The organism is Bacillus sp. 9.4, from assembly GCF_055486415.1.
Genome location: NZ_JBVFMU010000003.1, coordinates 549,289 through 567,326 on the forward strand (window position 1 = coordinate 549,289; position 18,038 = coordinate 567,326).

The following is an 18,038-nucleotide window of genomic DNA, read 5'->3' on the forward strand; positions in this document are numbered from 1 at the left end:
CTTATTATAATGATTTATAATCACCTTAGTTCTGTTTGTATATCTTCAAGTACTATCGAATTTAAACGATCCATAAATTTTTTATAATATGCTGATTCGTAATGAGAGAATGATTTTCCGAAAGGATATCTCTCATCACCAATAAATGGTGTATTTGTCAAGTCAATAATTTTAACGCTAGGTAGCTTATATTCAAAATAATTATCAACTTTGTCCCAAAAATAATTATTCCTATTAATTAAATCCTGATCTCCAAAAGGTTTAATTTCCCCATTACTATCTTTATATTTACTCGTGAAACGACCTTTGTTTAAAATGATTTTTGATGCGGGTATGACCTCTGTCAATTTGTTGATAAAGTTATCAAGGGATTTTTTGTATATTTCAAAATATTTTTTGTTATTAGTATGGTTAATAATAGTTACATTTCTTAAATTCTTAAAAAACTGGCTTTGTTCTATAATAAAACTTGCACTGACAAATTGTTGTTCGCTAAACTGAATAAGTGATTTTGCAGCGTCCGAGTATAGGTCAATAATGAGATAATCCGGCTGTGAATTTTTAAGTTTTTCAAAAAAATCTTTTTTGAAATCTGTTTCAACAAAGTTGATATCTTGCTCTTTTATATCTTTAAAATCATCACGAGTAAAAGGGGTTGGCTCAGAAACCAAGCTCACTATTGAAGAGTGGAATTGAGTATAAACACACTCATAAATCTTCTTATATCCAGGATTGAAATAATCTCTGGAGTTAAAAGGGTTTCTACTGAAGCAAGTGCCCATTACAGCAATTCTGATCGGTTTAGTTCCTACTGTTTGTCGGTCTGAAATAAAAAGAGATAGATTAGATTTTCCGTTTACAAAAAATTTAGCATCTGAATTTATTAAATGCTTTGAGTTTGTTTTAAAGTAATTAAATGAATAAGTTGTTTCTTTATTTACGCTAACTTCGCTTTCTATAAAGTAATTTTCTTTATTTATGCGAATAAAAGCATCCCAGACTTCATTTCCTTTAAGAATAGACTCAGAAAAAGTAGTTGATTTTAATATTTTTGCTGTAAAATGACTCTCATTAAATTCTAATGGAAGTGCAATCTCGTCATAATATTCAACTTCTTTTCCAAGTTTTCTTCTTCTCTTCAGCACAAAAAACAGCTGGGAATGAGTGTCTACAAACAGATTTACTCCTTTTATTTCCAATGCAAATTTCTGCTCGTCCTCATCGTTATCAACTTTACTAATATTTGCAGAAAGTTTTTTGACTGTTTGAAAAGAAAGTTGATTTAAAGCATTTTCACTTGCCTTTAAAGAGTAAAACTCATTTATAGGATAATTATTTTCTTGGATTACTCCTATTATAGTTTTCTCTATATTAACTTTTAAATATACTTCTTTTTGATTGGATAATAATTCATTATCATTATTTAAGGGCACTTCTGCTTTTAAAAATACATCGTACAAATCATTATTTATTAATAAATCTTTTGGTATACAGAAATGTAAATTTTCCGATGAATTATCATCTTTTGCTATATTTATCTCATCTGAGTAAAAATATAAATCAGGTTGATCCCGTCTTAAAAGAGATAACGAAAATTGACTATTCAAAAGGCTTTTGTAGTCAGCTCCCACACATTCAATATTTAATTGAAATTGATTATTTACGTCTTGTTTAAATTCATTTAAAACCGGTATAAAATCAATGGGCCTTATAAAGAATGCTAAAGAACAATCTTTTGCAATATAAGGTCTAACTTTGTATATAGAATATTGATGAGGTATAAAATAGGGAAAAGTAGTTTTTTCGCCATGATCAAATTTTAATAATTTCTTCCCCGATGATGTCATCATATATACTGACCAGAAACTTTCGCTTATATTACAGGAAGTGAAAATTATGTTAAGATCAACGTTTAACCATAGTGAGGTACTATTGATTTCTTCATATTCAATTCTTATTCTTTCAAGAAGCTCTGTATCTCGATGATTTACTTTTTTTTCTAAGTAAAAAGCATGGAAATTTTCATCTTTACTAAATTCGCAAAGTATCTTCAAACTTCCCTTTATCTCATCATATTTTACATCTAATATACTCATGTCATTTCGCCTTTCCAATTAAACTATTCATACATAATAGTTTTTTATGAAGAGTTTTTAATAAATTAACTTCATTGAGTACTACTGAAAAATTTTCTCCCTCTAATCCGATTGAAAATTTTAAAATCCAAATGGGAAGTTTTAAACTAAAACCTGCATATTTATAATCTCTAACTTTATGGCCCCATATAATTATTTTTTCATCTAGTTGTATTTGTTTGGCATATATTTTTTTATTAAAATATTTTAGATAAATTCTGTCATCTTTTTTCATCTCATAAAGTTCATTAATAAAATGGCCTTTTAAAACTAAAAAGTATCCTTTATATTTAACATCATTTATAGTGATATTTTTCTTTTTTAGCTTTTCAACACCATGAGCATATAAATATTTTTCATTCTTAAACTCTAACATTAGCTCTTTATAGTAACTATTCATGTTTTGACACAGAATATATTTAGATTCTATTTCACTTAAAATATTTTTAAACTCAAGAATAAATTGATTAAATTCCTTAGTATTCAAAATATCTGTAGCTTGATCTCTATTTTTAGGGTATAAATATAGTTTAATATGATAAGCAGTTAAATATTGTACATAAGGAAGTATCTCACCATAAATTTCTTTAGACCATTCAAATAAAACTGAATAAGAATTTTTCAAAAAATCTGTATAACGTTTTTTTGATGACCAAGAAGTATCAACTAACGAATTGCTTTCGAACCTTTTTCTGTAAAAATACTTTCCGTTTGCTACAACCCCGTAACAGGACTCGTTTAATATCAATTTATTCATAAAAAGGGCGTCTTCCCAAAAGTCCAAATCTTCATTGAATTTTGAACCATATTTTTGCAGAAGAGATTTTTTAAAAAAACTTCCCCCTATAAAGTATTGAGGAGCGTCATATTCATTCAAAATGTTAACTACCCTATTTCCTTTAAGAAAGCGATAATTCAATTTATGTTCGCCTTCTCTACAACCAAAATAATGTATCGGTAAGACTGCAATGTTTACCTTACTTCCCATTGCCTCAAAAAAAGATTTTACTTGATAGAGGGCCTCAAGAGATATTTTGTCATCAGAGTCAAGAAATCCAATATATTCAGATGTTTCATTGACTAGTTTCAGTCCCATATTTCTCGCTGCAGATGGCCCAGTATTATTTATCCTTTTATAATTTATATTGTTTGGGTACTTTTTTTGCAGTTCTTCGCAAATTTTTTTACTATCATCTGTGCTACCATCATCAATTAAAATGACTTGAACATATTTTTCAAAATCAAGCGTTTGGTTAATGACACTATTTATCGTCTCTAATAAGTACTTTTCCGTATTATAAACTGGAATAATTAATGAGAATATAATACTAACCTCCTTCCTGACTCTAAAAAATCCTTTCAATTACTCTTTTAGCAGCAAAACCATCTTCAATAGAGCAAAATTCATTATAAAATTGATTGTATTTATTTGGTATAGAGCCCATTTGAATAATATTTTTCAATTTCAAATAAAGTTCTTTTTTATTTACTACAATTTCACCTGGAGCATTTTGCTCAAAATCGAAATAAAAGCCTCTTAATTTATCTCTATACAGTTCTAAATCATAGGTATAAAAAATGATAGGTTTTTTTAGATTGCCAAAATCAAAGAAAACTGATGAATAATCAGTAATTAATATGTCACTTATCAAGTACAAATCTCTGATATCCTGATACAAAGAAACATCTTTAATGAAATGATGATATTTTTGCAAATTAAAGTTTTCTCGCACTAAATAATGCATCCTTAATAAAAAGACAGCAGAATCTTCAAATTCTTTTTGTAATTCTTCTAAGTCAAGTTGTAAGTCAAATTTATACTTTCCCACACCATAAAATTCATTGTCTCTCCATGTAGGTGCATACAAAATGATTTTTTTATTATCGTCAATATTTAGTTTTCTTTTAATCCTTTTACTAATATCGTCTCTATTTTCTGCATATAATAAATCGTTTCTCGGATAACCAGATTCAATAATTTCTTTTTTAAACTGAAAAGCACTTCTAAAAATCTCCGTAGAGTAAGCGTTAGGGGAAATGAGATAATCCCATTTACTAGCTTCTTTCAGGAAGTTTTTTTTATATTGTTCAGTCGTCGTGCCGGGCATATGTACTTCGTCCATGTCATTTGCAAGTTTTTTTAGGGGAGTTCCGTGCCAAGTCTGCACATATGTGGTTTTTCTCGGTTTTGGGATCCATAACGGCAAGCGGCTGTTTGTTATCCAATATTTCGCTGTAGCCATATACCATAGCCATTTGAGAGAGAATCTTTTTAAATATTTCACATCTAAATTATCAAATAAATCTTTGTTTCTTTTATCTATACTCCAGATTAATCGGTAATCATATTTATCTTTATTTTCCTCAAGATACTCAAAAATTGCTCGTGGATTACAGCTGAATTGTTTGCCGGAATAGCTTTCGAAGATGATTAATTTTTCATTCCTGGGCAAAAGCCCAATTATTCTAAAAGCAATTGAGTATACTCTGACCAATAGACTTCTATATTTCATTAAAATCTTTGATTTCATCTTAGACTCCTTAAATGTTCGAACAATTAAATACTTATCTCAGCAAACAAGAAAAAAAGAAGCAACTGAATTACTTCAAGCCTCTTTAAGTTAGTCTTCTATAAACTAGCCATGTCTTTTTTGATTTTGGTAGTTGAAATGCCTTCTGTTCTCGGAAGGTAAATGACCTCACAATATTCCTTTAAGAAGTCAAATTTCCCTTTCCAATCATCGCCGATCACAAATGTATCTATATCGTACTTTTGAATATCTGAAATTTTTTGTTCCCAGTTTTTTTCGGGAATCACTTCATCCACAAAATCAATTGTTTCTAAAATGAATTTTCGATGTTCATAGGAATGATGCGATTTTTTTTGTTTTTGAAGATTAAATTCATCTGTAGATAATCCTACGATTAAGTAATCGCCCAGATTTTTTGCTCTTTGCAGCAGCTTCATGTGTCCATAATGAAATAAATCAAATGTTCCGTACGTTATCACTTTCTTCATCAGATAACATCACCTTCCAACCGTTTTCAACTGAGAGTACCAGAAAAAAACCACAAACCTTAACAGATTGTTTATAATTTCGACACATTTTTTACGTACCATTAATATTGAACAATAATAGCATAAGTTCCTATAAAAGTTAAGGCTCTTTAAAAATGTCAATCATCAGCATTTTTTGGTATCATCGTTGTATTGATGTATAATTTTTACAGGTCTAATGTCTTATCCATACCCATTATAACAAGTTTTCTTTTTCGAAAAAATCGAATCTTTTGTCGCGTTTTTAAGTGAAACGATTTTCTTTCTGCTGCGTCATTTATTTTGTACGCCCTCCTCATATTAATTCATCGTCAAAACGTGAAGGAATTGTAATGTGAATGTTAAAAGTTCCTAAAGATTTTTGTGGTAAGATAGAGTAAAATGTTTTCAGACAAAGAGTCTTTAATCAAACTATACGAATGACACGTGTTTTTTATAGACATATAGATGAAAAGGAGGGTTGATACGATGCAAACGAAACCCATTAATCAATTAGATTTTGTAGACGGTGAACTGACTTCATTTGTATCACATTTAGAAACGTCATTTTTGGACCAGAATAAAGGTGCGTTCATCGTAACAGCGAATCCTGAAATCGGATTTGAAGCGATGCAAAATCCGCGTTATGAAGCGGTTCTTTCATCTGCTGATTTTATTTTGCCGGATGGCATTGGTGTTGTATTGGTTTCCAAGCTAATTGGTAAGCCGCTTCAATCCAGAATCGCCGGTTATGATTTGTTTACGTCTTTGCTTGAGAAGGCTGATCAAAAGAAAAAACGGGTTTTCTTTTACGGTGCAGCTAAGCATGTGATTGCTCAGACAATCGAGCGAGTCGAACGTGATTATCCTGGGATTGAAATTGCCGGATATTCTGACGGTTATGTGAAAAATCAACGGGAGGTGGCAGACAAGATCGCAGCCTCAAATCCTGACATGGTATTTGTTGCTTTAGGTTATCCTAATCAGGAGTTCTTTATCCATAAATACCGACATCTATTCCCTCAGGCTGTTTCTGTAGGGCTGGGCGGAAGCTTTGATGTGTTCAGCGGCAATGTCAAAAGAGCGCCCTCATTTTTTATCCGTTTTCACCTTGAATGGATGTACAGGCTGATCACAAACCCTGCGCGCTGGAGAAGAATGCTTAGCATTCCTAAGTATGTTACAGCCGTGCTGAAACATGAACGAACTTCAGCAAAGCCGCAATATACGGGACAGGTCAAAGATCAATCACGCCATCTGTAATGGGCCTTAAAGGAGCTATGGTATGTAATGAAATGCATGAATCTTTCACTGTGCCTGCCGACAATCAGTGGCAGCCGTTTTGAGCTGATGACAGATTGAAATCCTGGTTTGCGTTTTTTTACTATGTGTTCATCAAAGTCATCGGCGCATTGCTGTTTTGGGTCAAACCGGGAAGTCAAGTGACCCTTCTTGTTTCCTTTCCTGATAATGCCCGGGCAATATTAAAGGAATATCAGATGGGACACTACTCATTTCCCATTCATGTACTTCTGACCCAGCATGCCAAATCGCTGGAAACAGAATTTCCTGAGCTTACTTTTTCAGTTATTAACGAAAAACACCCGCTTCATATATATAAAGCGGTCTTTTCTATGCTGAGCAGTAAAGCTGTGATTGTTGATAACTATTTTGTTTTGACAACCGTTTTGACCTGCAGACCTGATATCGAGTGTATCCAAGTTTGGCATGCGAATGGAGCGTTTAAACGATTTGGGTTAAAGGATATCAACACACAGAATCGTTCGCGGGCTGACGTGAGACGCTTTCGCAAAGTGTATGCTTCATTTGACCGGATTGTCGTCGGTTCTGAACGTATGGCTGACATATTCAAGGAATTCTTCGATATAAAAGGTGATAAATTTCTTCGGTTTGGCGTGCCTTTAACCGATGCTTACTATGAGGTGAAGGAAAACAGCAATGACCTTAAAAGCAAATATCACCTGCCGGCAGAGAAAAAAATCATCCTGTATGCGCCAACCTTTAGGGATCATCAGTTTGAAAGCTTTTCGCTGCCGTTTTCAGAAAAACAGCTGCAGCATGATTTAAAAGGAGAATATTTACTTGCAGTAAAACTTCATCCTGTTATGAAGCAATCTGCTGAATTACCTGGGGATAGTGCGTGGATAAAAGACGTATCAGATCTCCCGCTTGCAGACCTTTTAAAAATGAGTGATCTGTTAATATCAGATTATTCTTCTGTCCCTTTTGAATTTGCTTTGCTGGACAAACCCATTTTGTTTTATACGTATGATATGGAGGCTTACAACAGAACCCGCGGTTTAATCCGCCATTATACAGAGGTAATCCCCGGGGTTCCTTGCCGTGATTCAGGAATGCTCTTGGACCAGCTGAAAGATATGAACAGGCTTCAAACTGAAGTGGAGCGCTTTTCACGTGAATGGAATCTGTACTCGAGAGGGAATGCCAGCAAGCTGCTTTTAAGCTATGTAAATGAGAAATCAAACTGATCTTTATATATAATAGAGATCGGTATTGCAAATAATATGAAAACCTTTTATAAAACATTATGAGTTGTAGTAAGGAAGGAGTCATTTTATGATTTATGCTGAGATTCTAGCCGGTGGAAAAGGTTCCCGCATGGGGAACGTCAATATGCCAAAACAGTTTTTGCCGTTAAATAAACGCCCAATTATCATTCATACGGTTGAAAAGTTTTTATTAAATGACCGTTTCGATAAGATTTTAATCGTCTCCCCTAAAGAGTGGATTAACCATACAAAAGACATTTTAAAGAAATTTATCGGGCAGGATGATCGCCTGATTGTCGTTGAAGGCGGCAGCGACCGTAATGAATCTATTATGAGCGGCATCCGCTATATTGAAAAAGAATTCGGTATTCAGGATGATGACGTGATCATCACTCACGATTCTGTGCGTCCGTTTCTCACTCATCGCATTATCGATGAAAACATTGATGCTGTTCTTCAATACGGCGCGGTTGATACTGTTATCTCAGCCATTGATACAATTATTGCTTCAGAAGACCAGGAATTTATTTCTGATATCCCTGTCCGCGATAACATGTATCAGGGGCAAACACCGCAAAGCTTCCGGATCAGCAAATTGGTCGAGCTTTATAATAAACTGTCCGATGAGCAAAAAGCTGTCCTTACTGACGCTTGCAAGATCTGCTCGTTAGCAGGTGAAAAAGTGAAGCTGGTCCGCGGTGAAGTCTTTAACATTAAAGTAACGACACCATATGACTTAAAAGTGGCTAATGCCATTTTACAGGAGCGAATTTCACAATGATTAATCAAACATATCGTTTAGTTTCTGCCCGACAATTTGAAGTGACATATAAAGATAAAGTTGTCCATTCAGATAAGGTCGTCGTTCGTCCTACCCATTTATCCATCTGTGCTGCAGACCAGCGTTATTATACTGGCTCACGCGGCAAAGAAGCGATGGACAAAAAACTGCCGATGGCTCTGATCCATGAAGGGATCGGAAAAGTCATGTTTGATCCGACAGGCACATTTAAAGTCGGAACCCGGGTGGTTATGGTGCCAAATACACCGGTTGAAGAGCATGAAGTCATCGCGGAGAATTACCTGCGGTCCAGCAGATTCCGTTCAAGCGGTTATGATGGATTTATGCAGGATTATATGTTCATGGCGCCTGATCGGCTTGTTGAGCTTCCAGACAGCATTAATCCGCATGTCGCAGCCTTCACTGAGCTTATTACAATTGCAGTTCACGCGCTTTCCCGCTTTGAGCGCATGGCGCATAAGAAGCGTGACACATTCGGTGTCTGGGGGGACGGAAATCTCGGATTTATCATGACGCTTCTACTGAAGAAAAAATATCCAGACAGCAAGGTGTTTATTTTCGGAAAAACACCTTACAAGCTTGATCATTTTTCTTTTGTTGATGCAGCTTATCAAATTAACGACATTCCTGAAGATGTCAGAATCGATCATGCCTTTGAATGCGTGGGCGGACGCGGCAGTGAAAGTGCAATTGAGCAAATCATTGCCCATGTCCATCCTGAAGCGTGTGTAGCGCTCTTAGGCGTGTCTGAATACCCTGTTGAAATTGAAACAAGAATGGTGCTTGAAAAAGGGATTACGCTGATCGGCAGCAGCCGCAGCGGACGCGAGGATTTTGCCCGTACTGTAGACTTTTTAGCTCAATACCCTGAAGTCGTTGATTATTTAGAAACATTAGTTGGCGGACGCTTCCCGGTACGCAGTATTGAGGAAATTACAAACGCGTTTGAAGCAGATTTGACTTCATCTTGGGGAAAAACTGTTATTGAATGGGAAATTTAAACAGTGAAAACATTCCTTACACGAATTGTAAAAGGAGTATTCGGCACTGCTTATAAACTATTGAGCGCTTTATTACCAGTACAGCACAACAAAATTGTCATAGCTTCCTATCGTGAGGATCATTTAAGTGATAATTTTAAAGGTGTCTATGAAAAGCTGAAGCAAGATCCGTCTCTTCGCATCACCCTGCTGTTCCGCAAGATGGATAAGGGGCTGATCGGACGAGCTGCATATTTGCTTCATCTTTTCAGCTCGTTATATCACCTTGCAACATGCCGCGTGCTTTTGTTGGATGATTATTATTTTCCTTTGTATGTTGTGCCAAAACGAAAGGAAACTGTTGCCATCCAGCTTTGGCATGCTTGCGGCGCGTTTAAAAAATTTGGCTACAGCATTGTGAACAAGCCGTTCGGCCCTTCTTCTGATTATTTGAAGATTGTTCCCGTGCATTCAAACTATGATTATGCCATAGTCAGTGCACCCGCTGCCGTTCCGCATTTCGCCGAAGCCTTTCAAATGGAGCAAAAGCAGATTTTGCCGCTCGGCATTCCAAGAACGGATTATTTTTATCATAAGGAACATATTCGCACTGTACTGGATGAGTTTCATCGGGTTTATCCTGAACTGAAGCATAAAAAAAAGCTTTTGTATGCTCCTACTTTTCGAGGCAGCGGACATCATCAAGAGGGTGACGCTATACCGCTTGATCTGCTACAATTAAAATCGGCGCTAAACCATAAAGATTATGTCGTGATCCTCCATCTTCATCCGTATATGCGCAAACATGCGCACACGGAAGAGGATGATTTTGTGCTGGATTTAACTGATTCGTACTCTTTGTACGATTTGATGGCAATCTCTGATGGGCTGATAACCGATTATTCTTCAGTTATTTTCGAGTACAGCCTGCTGAAACGTCCGATGTATTTTTACTGCCCGGATTTAGAAGACTACTTGGAAGAACGTGATTTCTACTACCCGTTTGAATCGTTTGTACCCGGGCCGATTTCGAAAGACGTTCCATCGCTTGTACACGATATCGAGAGTGATCACGAGGCTGATACGAAACGTATTGAAGATTTTTCACAGGCATTTATCACCCATCAGGACGGCAAATCTTCAGAGCGGGTAGCCGATTTTATTTCATCATTTTTAACATCTGGTGCCGATTAGGAGAAAGTGAGGTACAAAGTGAAGCTGGCAAGAAAGATTAAGAACAGACTTTTCAGATCAAAAAAGAAAACGCAAAAAGAAAATGCAGCTGTCATTGTCCATCCAGCTGATAACAGGGTTTTTTCTCTATTTGATAAAACGAAGCGAATTGAAGAAAACCAGCAAGTCCCTGTCAGAAAGATTTCTGAGTTTTCTTGGAATGGGTCAATTCTAAAAATTGCGGGTTATATGTATATCAAGGGCCTGCCGCTTCAAAAAGAGGATCAGGTTCGAAAACGTTTATTATTGGTGAACAACGGTGTTTTATTTACAGCTGTTTCACTGCGGGATGTTCCGGTAGATAAGCTGTCAATTGATACTTCAAATGTGCCTGGAGCCTATAAGTGGGCAGGATTTTCACAGCAGATTAACTTTTCTAAGCTGATGAATGACAAACCTCTTCCGCAGGGCGAGTATAAGCTGTTTCTCGAGATTGAAGCTGTAGATGACCAAAATGTAAAACATCAGGAAGTGCATACAGTCGGAAATGTAAGTAATTTCCTTTCTAATGATGTGTATGCCACAAAAATGGAATTTCATTCTGCTAAAAAGCTGATGAAGTTCAATTTGATCGTTAATTATGATGAGGGCGAAAAGACGATTAATTTGTCTTGCAACAAACTGCAGGAAATTGATCCGAGCCTTTTGGAGCTGGATACTGGAAAAGAGGCAAACCGCTTTTTGCGCAAGCTGAATACAAGCTTGTTCCATTTTGCATATGATGTGTTCCGTCTGCTGCCGATTAAGTCCAATAAGATTGTCTTTGCTTCTGACAGCCGGCTTGATATGACAGGAAACTTCGAATTTGTTTATGAAGAGCTGCTGAAACGTGAAGAAAATTTTGATTTCAAATTTTTCTTAAAGAGCAGCATTCGAGATAGAAAAAGCCTGTCTGAACTGATGTCGATGGCTTATCATTTTGCGACAAGCAAAATCATTTTTATAGATGATTTTTATCCGATTATTTATCCGTTAAAAATCCGTAAAAATGCGGACCTTGTCCAGCTGTGGCATGCTGTCGGCGCCTTTAAGACATTCGGCTACAGCCGAATCGGTCTGCCGGGAGGACCGTCACCGCATTCGAAAAACCATAGAAACTACACGAAGGTTATTGTCAGCTCTGAAAATATACGGAAGCACTACGCAGAGGGCTTTGGGGTAGACATTGAGAACGTCATTGCTACGGGCGTACCGCGAACAGACTTTTTCTTTGATGAAGCGAAGAAGGCATTTGTAAAAGAACGCCTTTACACGGAATATCCGTTTCTAAAGGACAAAAAGGTCATTCTTTTTGCTCCAACCTTCCGCGGAAACGGTCAGCAATCAGCTCATTATCCTTTTGAAGTGCTTGATTTTGACCGTCTGTATCGTGAGTTAAAGGATGAATATATCTTCTTATTCAAAATTCATCCATTCGTACGAAACGATGCCAATATACCTTATCAGTACAGCGATTTCTTTTATGATTTCTCTTCGTTCAGGGAAATTAACGAGCTATTGCTCGTAACAGATATTCTGATAACGGATTACTCTTCTGTTTGCTTTGAGTATGCTTTATTAAATAAACCAATGATCTTCTTCAGCTATGATGTAGATGATTATATTCGCAAACGTGATTTCTATTACGATTACTTTGACTTTATTCCTGGCCCTCTTGCGAAAACGTCTGAGCAAATGATTTCGATCATTAAAGAAGAGAAGTATAACTTTGAGCAAATTGATTCATTTGTTCATTATTTCTTCGATGATCTTGATGGAAAAGCAAGTGAGCGAGTCGTCGATCAAATTGTTTTCCCTCAGGAAGAAGAGCCATCAGAGGATAAAGTTCTTAAAAGATAAATCAAAAACACCTTTTGCAGCCGCAAAAGGTGTTTTTTTATTGATATTCCGGAACATCAAAATAAAGTGTATAGCCGTCCAGCAATGAATATAGGCTGTACATGCGGTTTACTTGTTTGTACGCCCAGCCGATGTCTGTTGCGTATTGATGTGTCGCTGTAGCTGACCATCTCATTTTGTACAGTGTGTCCTGATTGTAAGCTGTGTTGTGGATATACGATGAGCCTATGAATTTAGCTCCGCCGATAATGGCCGCTTCTGGTGTGAACCAGCCCTGCTCGTATGCATATTTGGCTCCGTAGTAATTCGGATTGCTGTCGTATGCTCCAATTCCATACATGTTGTATACGGTTTTTCCGTTATAGGTTAATCCATTGGCTAAGGCGGATGTCCCGTTTCCTGTTTCCAGAAGAGCGTGTGAGATTAAATACAGTTCGTTGATGCTATATTGATTGGCGGCATCGATAAATGCCTTTGCTCTCCCTGTCAGGATGCCTTTACCCGCAAGCACTTTCTGATTGACCTCAGTAACGCTGAGGCCCGCTGTCTGTGACAGCTTGAGAAATTGGAAGTAGTATTTGCTGTCTCTGGAAAAGTTATTCGGATCCACGTATTGAACTACTTCATCACTGCTTGCGTTTCGCCAGCCCAAATTGATCTTAGCCCAGCCGTTTATCTGTCCGATGATTTTCACTTTATCGCCTTTTTTAAATTGGCCGATCACGTTTGTCGGGCTGACTTCCGGCGTTGACCGGATATTTAGTACATCAGCCGTAACGGTTGATGTTGCTGTATTAATGTACGTGAGCGATACGTAAGCCGCTCCGTCTGTTTGCGGACTTACTGTCATTTGTTTTTGGACCATATCACGAAGCGAGAGATTGTAATTTGTTTTCATGATTTGCGGGCCGTTTTTGATCTTCACGATAGATGATGTCCATCCGTATAATTGTTTTAGCTTCGTTGATGCCGCAGCAGCTGTATCATTGCCTGTGAACTGCTCATTTACGCTGATTTTATAAAGCGTATTGCTTTTCGTTGTATAGCTGGGGGTTACACTTTTCGATTTAAGATAGGTTAACCCATTGTTCAATGCTGTTTTGCTGCTGAGCTGTGTTGTCACGATTTTGTATTGTGTATATGCAGTCTGGCCTGTTTTTGATGTTGTGACTGCGATATGATTTTGTTTGAAAAATGTTAAAACGCGGTCAATTTCTTCTTGGCTGATGATAGCTTCAGTTGTGATTTGGTAGCTGCTCGCAGCTGTCTGACCGGTTTTCTGGCTTGCTGCTGATATATGATTCGATTTGAAAAACGTGAGTGCCTGATTGACTTTCGTTTGATCAAGCAGAGATTCGGTTGTGATTTTAAACGTGTCAGCTATTTGTTTTTTGACGGATTTCGCAGAAGCACTCAGCTGATTTTTCTTTAATATGTTCAAACCCTTTGTGACCTTTGCTTGATCTGATGTTTCTTCTGAGATGAGCTGATATTGATTTTCTGCTGTTGATCCAGCTGCTGTTTTTGCAGCTTTTACTTTTTTCTGAGCAAAGAAGGCTGCTGCTTTGTTTGCTTGCTGCTCGCCTAAAATCTTTGCCGTCGTGATTTGATAAGCTGCAGACGTTGTCGTTTTTTTGACGCTGGATGACGTGTAATGCCATTTTTTCTTTTTAAAGAAAGTGTCTATTTTTTGGAGCTGCTGTTTTGTTATACCCTTCATATTCACGGTATATGATGTGCTTTTTCCAACCTGTTGATAACTGCCGGATACGCCGGTGTTTTTCTTGATTTGGCTGATGGCATCCTTTACTGTATTCAGTCCTTTGAAATAAGCTGATTGGACATTGTATGACTCAACGGTTGTTTTTTGATTGATGGACTTGTAGCTGCCTGTGATGCCAGTGCTCTGTTTCAGCTGCTGCAATAGAGTCTTGGCATTCGCTTCACCTGAAATAGCAGCAGTTGTGAACGTATAATAGGCTTGCCCTTTCACTGTTTCCTTTAATGATGCCTGCAGCCCAGATTCCTTTTGGAAGGCGTTTTTGATCTGCGCTGCTCTGCTGTCTCCCACGATTGTGCCAGACTGAATGGTTGTGACAGACACCGTGTGTGTGATGGGCTGATACGAGCTTTTAATCCCCGTTTGCTTGGCCAGGCTCTGGATAAGCGCCTTGACTTTTGTCTCATCAGCAATGTCTGATGTCATGACGTTCATATAGGGCTGAGCTGCTCCGTAAGCTTTTACAGCGCCAGCCACTCCCGTCTCCTGTTTCAGCTTTGCTAGGATAGTGTTGGCCTGTTTTTCTCCGGAGATGGCACCTGACGAGATGGTGACATATGGCTGTTTGCTTCCAACAGGACTTGACGTTCCTGTAATCGATGTCTGTTTGGCGAGTCCGCTCAGTATTGCTTTCGCTTCTGATTCGCTATGAATGCCTGAGGCGGAAATTTGGTAGGTCGTTGTTGTGCCTGAAGCCTGATAGGATGCATCCCAGCCAGTATCTTTTTCCAGTTTGGCGACAGCTTGTGAGGCTTGACTTTCTGTACTGAACGTATTCGACGGCTCTACTTTATATAGTGAGTAGTCGGTATACGCGGCTGCATGGGCAGAACCAGATATGGCAAAAAAGGCAAGGGACGCGGCGGATAGAAGCATAGGTGCGATTAGTCTCTTTTTCATTCCTTCTCCTCTTTCTTATTCTATGAGTATATAAAACTAGTTTATTTATCGGCACGCGCATGCTTCATTTATAGGTGAATCACTTCCATTTTCTAATAAAAAAAAACTTAATCTCGAAGTGAGATTAAGTTTAAATATGAGACACGATAAGGGTACAAGTTCCTTTTATCGTAAAATCGGGCATTTGAGCCGGCATAATAAAGTGATCGCCTTTTTTGAGCGGACATGTTTCGCTCTCATACATCAGCAAACCGCTTCCTTCTATCACGCTGCAAATCAGAAAGGATTCATCCTGAGCCATTTCAGCTTCGCCATTGATGTCCCATTTATACACCGAAAAATATTCCCCTTGGACAAATGTTTTAATGGTTATTCCTTTTCTTGATTCGGTCGATTCATCAATATACCCGTCCACATGGGGAACGGTGGCCGCATTGACCGCTTTGGCAAAATGAAGCTCTCTCGGACTTCCGTTGCTATCAACCCGGTCATAATCGTACACCCGGTATGTGGCATCTGAATTTTGCTGAGTCTCTAAAACAAGGGCCCCCTTGCACAATGCATGCAGCGTTCCGCTCGGCACATAATAAAAATCACCCGGTTTAATTTTGATTCTTCGCAGCAGGCCCTCCCAGTCACCGCTGTTGATCATTGTGACAAGTTCGGTTTTTGAGCGGGCCGTATGCCCGTAAATGATTTCTGCGTTTTCCTTACAGTCGATAATGTACCAGCATTCCGTCTTGCCGAGTTCTCCCTCTTCGTTTTCTCCGGCATAGTAATCATCAGGGTGAACTTTAATTGACGTATCTTCCCTCACATCCAGCAGCTTTGTCAGAAGCGGAAACCGATCCCCCTCTACGCCGCCGAATACTTCACGGTGCTCTTCCCAAAGCTCGATTAATGTCTTTCCTTTATACGGGCCATTTGCAACAGTGCTCGGTCCTTTTGGATGAGCGGAAATGGCCCAGCATTCCCCCGTTGTTTCTGAAGGAATACTGTATCCAAATCTATCTCGTAAAGCGGTTCCGCCCCAGATTTTTTCTTTAAACACAGGCGTTAGAAAAATCGGTGATTGCGTCATGATCCGTACCCCTCCCCTGTAAATAACTGATCATCATTTTCCCGGTGCGCCCCTCTTACAAACGCCCGTATAAGCTGTCTTTTTTCGATGACAACATATGTACAAAGCATCATCTTTTCATTACCCCTTCAAAGAAAACGCTTCCTATCTATTATATCACGTCGAAAAGAAGCTTTGTTTCAGCCTTTTCCTCGATAAGAATAATTCTCCTTTTTTGATACAAATTAATAAAAACCGTCAATCTGTTTATAAAGGAGAGAAACTATGCAAATCGACTCTGATCTCCAGAACAATTTAGACACACTGAAAAACACATTGGGACAAAACGACGATATGATGTTTTATACATTTGCTTTCGGAGATAGCAGACAAAAGGCGTGTTTACTGTATATTGACGGTCTGACAGAGAATAAAATGCTGGCGCAGTACGTCATTTCTCCTTTACAAAGAGAAGCGTTAGCCCATAAGGAAAACTCGATTGAAGACTTATCCGCCTTTTTTTTCGGTTTTCACCACAGCGTTGTCTCTACAATGAAAGAAATAGAGCAGCTCGTTTTTTCAGGGCAAGCCATTTTGCTCGCTGATGGCTATTGCGGGGGATTAGCTTTCGACACAAAGTCAGTCACAACACGCAGTCTTGATGAACCCTCCTCAGAAGTCGTGGAGCGCGGTCCTAAAATAGGATTTATTGAAAAACTGCGGACAAACACGGCGCTTTTACGTGAACGGACGAGTGATCCTAATCTCGTCATCAAAGAAATGACACTCGGAAAAAGGACCAAAAAGAAAATTGCTGTCGCTTATATTCAGGATATCGCCCCAGATTATGTCGTCAAAGAAGTGTTTAAAAGGCTGAAATCAGTCAATATAGATAATTTGCCGGAATCGGGGACGCTTGAACAGCTGATTGAAGACGAACCATTTTCAATTTTCCCCACGATTTTAAGTACAGAACGGCCAGATCGTGTAGAGGCTGCTCTATTAGAAGGACGAGTGTCCATATTAGTGGATGGTACGCCGTTTGCTTTGATTGTACCGGCTACGGTTGACGAATTTATTCATTCGCCCGATGATTACAGCCAGCGCTGGATCCCAATGTCACTTGTACGCCTTCTTCGTTATTCCAGCATCCTGATCACCATTTATTTGCCCGGTCTGTATATTTCTCTCGTTTCTTTTCACACCGGGCTATTGCCGACTAGAATGGCCATTTCCATTGCAGGCAGCAGGCTTAACGTACCGTTCCCGCCTTTTATAGAGGCCTTTATCATGATCTTTACGATCGAATTGATTCGAGAAGCCGGATTAAGGCTGCCTAAGCCGATTGGACAGACAATTGGCCTTATCGGCGGGGTCGTCATCGGACAGGCAGCTGTTCAGGCACAAATTGTCAGTGCGCTTATGGTCATTGTCGTTTCTGTCACAGCACTGGCATCCTTTACCGTTCCTTCATACGCCTATAACTTTCCGCTGCGGATCATTCGGATCGGGGTTATGATAAGTGCAACAGCGCTTGGCATGTATGGCGTTATAATGGTTTATCTGTTTGTGATTGGCCATCTCATGCGCCTGAAAAGCTTTGGACAGGATTACATTATCCCGATCATGGCGCAGCCTGGACAGGATTTGAAAGACACAGTCATCCGTATTCCCACGATGTTTTTAAAAAGAAGACCGACACGAAATGATCCTGAAGATAACATCAGACAAAGGTGATGGC

Annotated in this window: 13 protein-coding genes; 7 read left to right on the top strand and 6 right to left on the bottom strand. The window is 38.4% G+C overall.

Going from position 1 to position 18,038, the window contains the following annotated elements; genetic code table 11:
- Window positions 1-20 precede the first annotated feature (20 nt).
- The 4 genes from ACZ07B_RS14785 to tagD all read right to left on the bottom strand — a co-directional run bounded on the left by ACZ07B_RS14785 (window position 21) and on the right by tagD (window position 5,154).
- Window positions 21-2,096, bottom strand: a complete 2,076-nt coding sequence (locus ACZ07B_RS14785) for a DUF6270 domain-containing protein (protein ID WP_464877362.1) — start codon at window positions 2,094-2,096, stop codon at window positions 21-23.
- Window position 2,097: 1 nt separating this feature from the next.
- Window positions 2,098-3,498, bottom strand: coding sequence for a glycosyltransferase family 2 protein (locus ACZ07B_RS14790; protein ID WP_464877363.1), 1,401 nt, complete (start codon window positions 3,496-3,498; stop codon window positions 2,098-2,100).
- Window positions 3,482-4,666, bottom strand: coding sequence for a CDP-glycerol glycerophosphotransferase family protein (locus ACZ07B_RS14795; RefSeq protein ID WP_029318767.1), 1,185 nt, complete (start codon window positions 4,664-4,666; stop codon window positions 3,482-3,484). The genes ACZ07B_RS14790 and ACZ07B_RS14795 overlap by 17 nt, the downstream gene beginning before the upstream one ends.
- Before the next feature lie 98 nt (window positions 4,667-4,764).
- Window positions 4,765-5,154 (bottom strand): glycerol-3-phosphate cytidylyltransferase, encoded by a 390-nt coding sequence (gene tagD / locus ACZ07B_RS14800; RefSeq protein ID WP_024571912.1) that lies wholly within the window; start codon window positions 5,152-5,154, stop codon window positions 4,765-4,767.
- A gap of 507 nt (window positions 5,155-5,661) precedes the next feature.
- Here tagD and ACZ07B_RS14805 point away from each other — a divergent pair.
- The 6 genes from ACZ07B_RS14805 (at window position 5,662) to ACZ07B_RS14830 (ending at window position 12,557) form a co-directional block, all read left to right on the top strand.
- Window positions 5,662-6,435 (top strand): WecB/TagA/CpsF family glycosyltransferase, encoded by a 774-nt coding sequence (locus tag ACZ07B_RS14805; protein WP_015251089.1) that lies wholly within the window; start codon window positions 5,662-5,664, stop codon window positions 6,433-6,435.
- 95 nt (window positions 6,436-6,530) lie between these two features.
- Window positions 6,531-7,682, top strand: a complete 1,152-nt coding sequence (locus ACZ07B_RS14810) for a CDP-glycerol glycerophosphotransferase family protein (protein ID WP_464877364.1) — start codon at window positions 6,531-6,533, stop codon at window positions 7,680-7,682.
- 88 nt (window positions 7,683-7,770) lie between these two features.
- Window positions 7,771-8,484, top strand: a complete 714-nt coding sequence (locus tag ACZ07B_RS14815) for an IspD/TarI family cytidylyltransferase (RefSeq protein ID WP_003235520.1) — start codon at window positions 7,771-7,773, stop codon at window positions 8,482-8,484.
- On the top strand, window positions 8,481-9,506 hold the full coding sequence (locus tag ACZ07B_RS14820) for a ribitol-5-phosphate dehydrogenase (RefSeq protein WP_003235523.1): 1,026 nt from the start codon (window positions 8,481-8,483) through the stop codon (window positions 9,504-9,506). The genes ACZ07B_RS14815 and ACZ07B_RS14820 overlap by 4 nt, the downstream gene beginning before the upstream one ends.
- A 3-nt stretch (window positions 9,507-9,509) precedes the next feature.
- On the top strand, window positions 9,510-10,679 hold the full coding sequence (locus ACZ07B_RS14825) for a CDP-glycerol glycerophosphotransferase family protein (protein ID WP_024571914.1): 1,170 nt from the start codon (window positions 9,510-9,512) through the stop codon (window positions 10,677-10,679).
- 18 nt (window positions 10,680-10,697) lie between these two features.
- On the top strand, window positions 10,698-12,557 hold the full coding sequence (locus tag ACZ07B_RS14830) for a CDP-glycerol glycerophosphotransferase family protein (RefSeq protein WP_015384814.1): 1,860 nt from the start codon (window positions 10,698-10,700) through the stop codon (window positions 12,555-12,557).
- 37 nt (window positions 12,558-12,594) lie between these two features.
- Here the strand turns inward: ACZ07B_RS14830 and lytD are convergent, their stop codons facing one another.
- Together lytD and manA are read right to left on the bottom strand one after the other, a co-directional pair.
- Window positions 12,595-15,237, bottom strand: coding sequence for a beta-N-acetylglucosaminidase LytD (lytD, locus tag ACZ07B_RS14835; protein WP_464877365.1), 2,643 nt, complete (start codon window positions 15,235-15,237; stop codon window positions 12,595-12,597).
- A 130-nt stretch (window positions 15,238-15,367) separates the two neighbouring features.
- A complete protein-coding gene (gene manA / locus ACZ07B_RS14840; protein ID WP_341284212.1) occupies window positions 15,368-16,318 on the bottom strand; it encodes a mannose-6-phosphate isomerase, class I in 951 nt (316 codons plus the stop codon).
- A 264-nt stretch (window positions 16,319-16,582) separates the two neighbouring features.
- On the opposite strand from manA, the gene gerBA reads away from it, so the two are divergent.
- Window positions 16,583-18,034, top strand: coding sequence for a spore germination protein GerBA (gerBA, locus tag ACZ07B_RS14845; protein WP_464877366.1), 1,452 nt, complete (start codon window positions 16,583-16,585; stop codon window positions 18,032-18,034).
- Window positions 18,035-18,038 lie beyond the last annotated feature (4 nt).

Excerpts from the sequence above, each read along its gene's own strand:
- ACZ07B_RS14785 (WP_464877362.1), bottom strand. The coding sequence starts at position 2,096 with ATGAGTATATTAGATGTAAAATATGATGAGATAAAGGGAAGTTTGAAG.
- ACZ07B_RS14795 (WP_029318767.1), bottom strand. The coding sequence starts at position 4,666 with ATGAAATCAAAGATTTTAATGAAATATAGAAGTCTATTGGTCAGAGTA.
- tagD (WP_024571912.1), bottom strand. The coding sequence starts at position 5,154 with ATGAAGAAAGTGATAACGTACGGAACATTTGATTTATTTCATTATGGA.
- ACZ07B_RS14805 (WP_015251089.1), top strand. The coding sequence starts at position 5,662 with ATGCAAACGAAACCCATTAATCAATTAGATTTTGTAGACGGTGAACTG.
- ACZ07B_RS14815 (WP_003235520.1), top strand. The coding sequence starts at position 7,771 with ATGATTTATGCTGAGATTCTAGCCGGTGGAAAAGGTTCCCGCATGGGG.
- ACZ07B_RS14820 (WP_003235523.1), top strand. The coding sequence starts at position 8,481 with ATGATTAATCAAACATATCGTTTAGTTTCTGCCCGACAATTTGAAGTG.
- lytD (WP_464877365.1), bottom strand. The coding sequence starts at position 15,237 with ATGAAAAAGAGACTAATCGCACCTATGCTTCTATCCGCCGCGTCCCTT.
- manA (WP_341284212.1), bottom strand. The coding sequence starts at position 16,318 with ATGACGCAATCACCGATTTTTCTAACGCCTGTGTTTAAAGAAAAAATC.
- gerBA (WP_464877366.1), top strand. The coding sequence starts at position 16,583 with ATGCAAATCGACTCTGATCTCCAGAACAATTTAGACACACTGAAAAAC.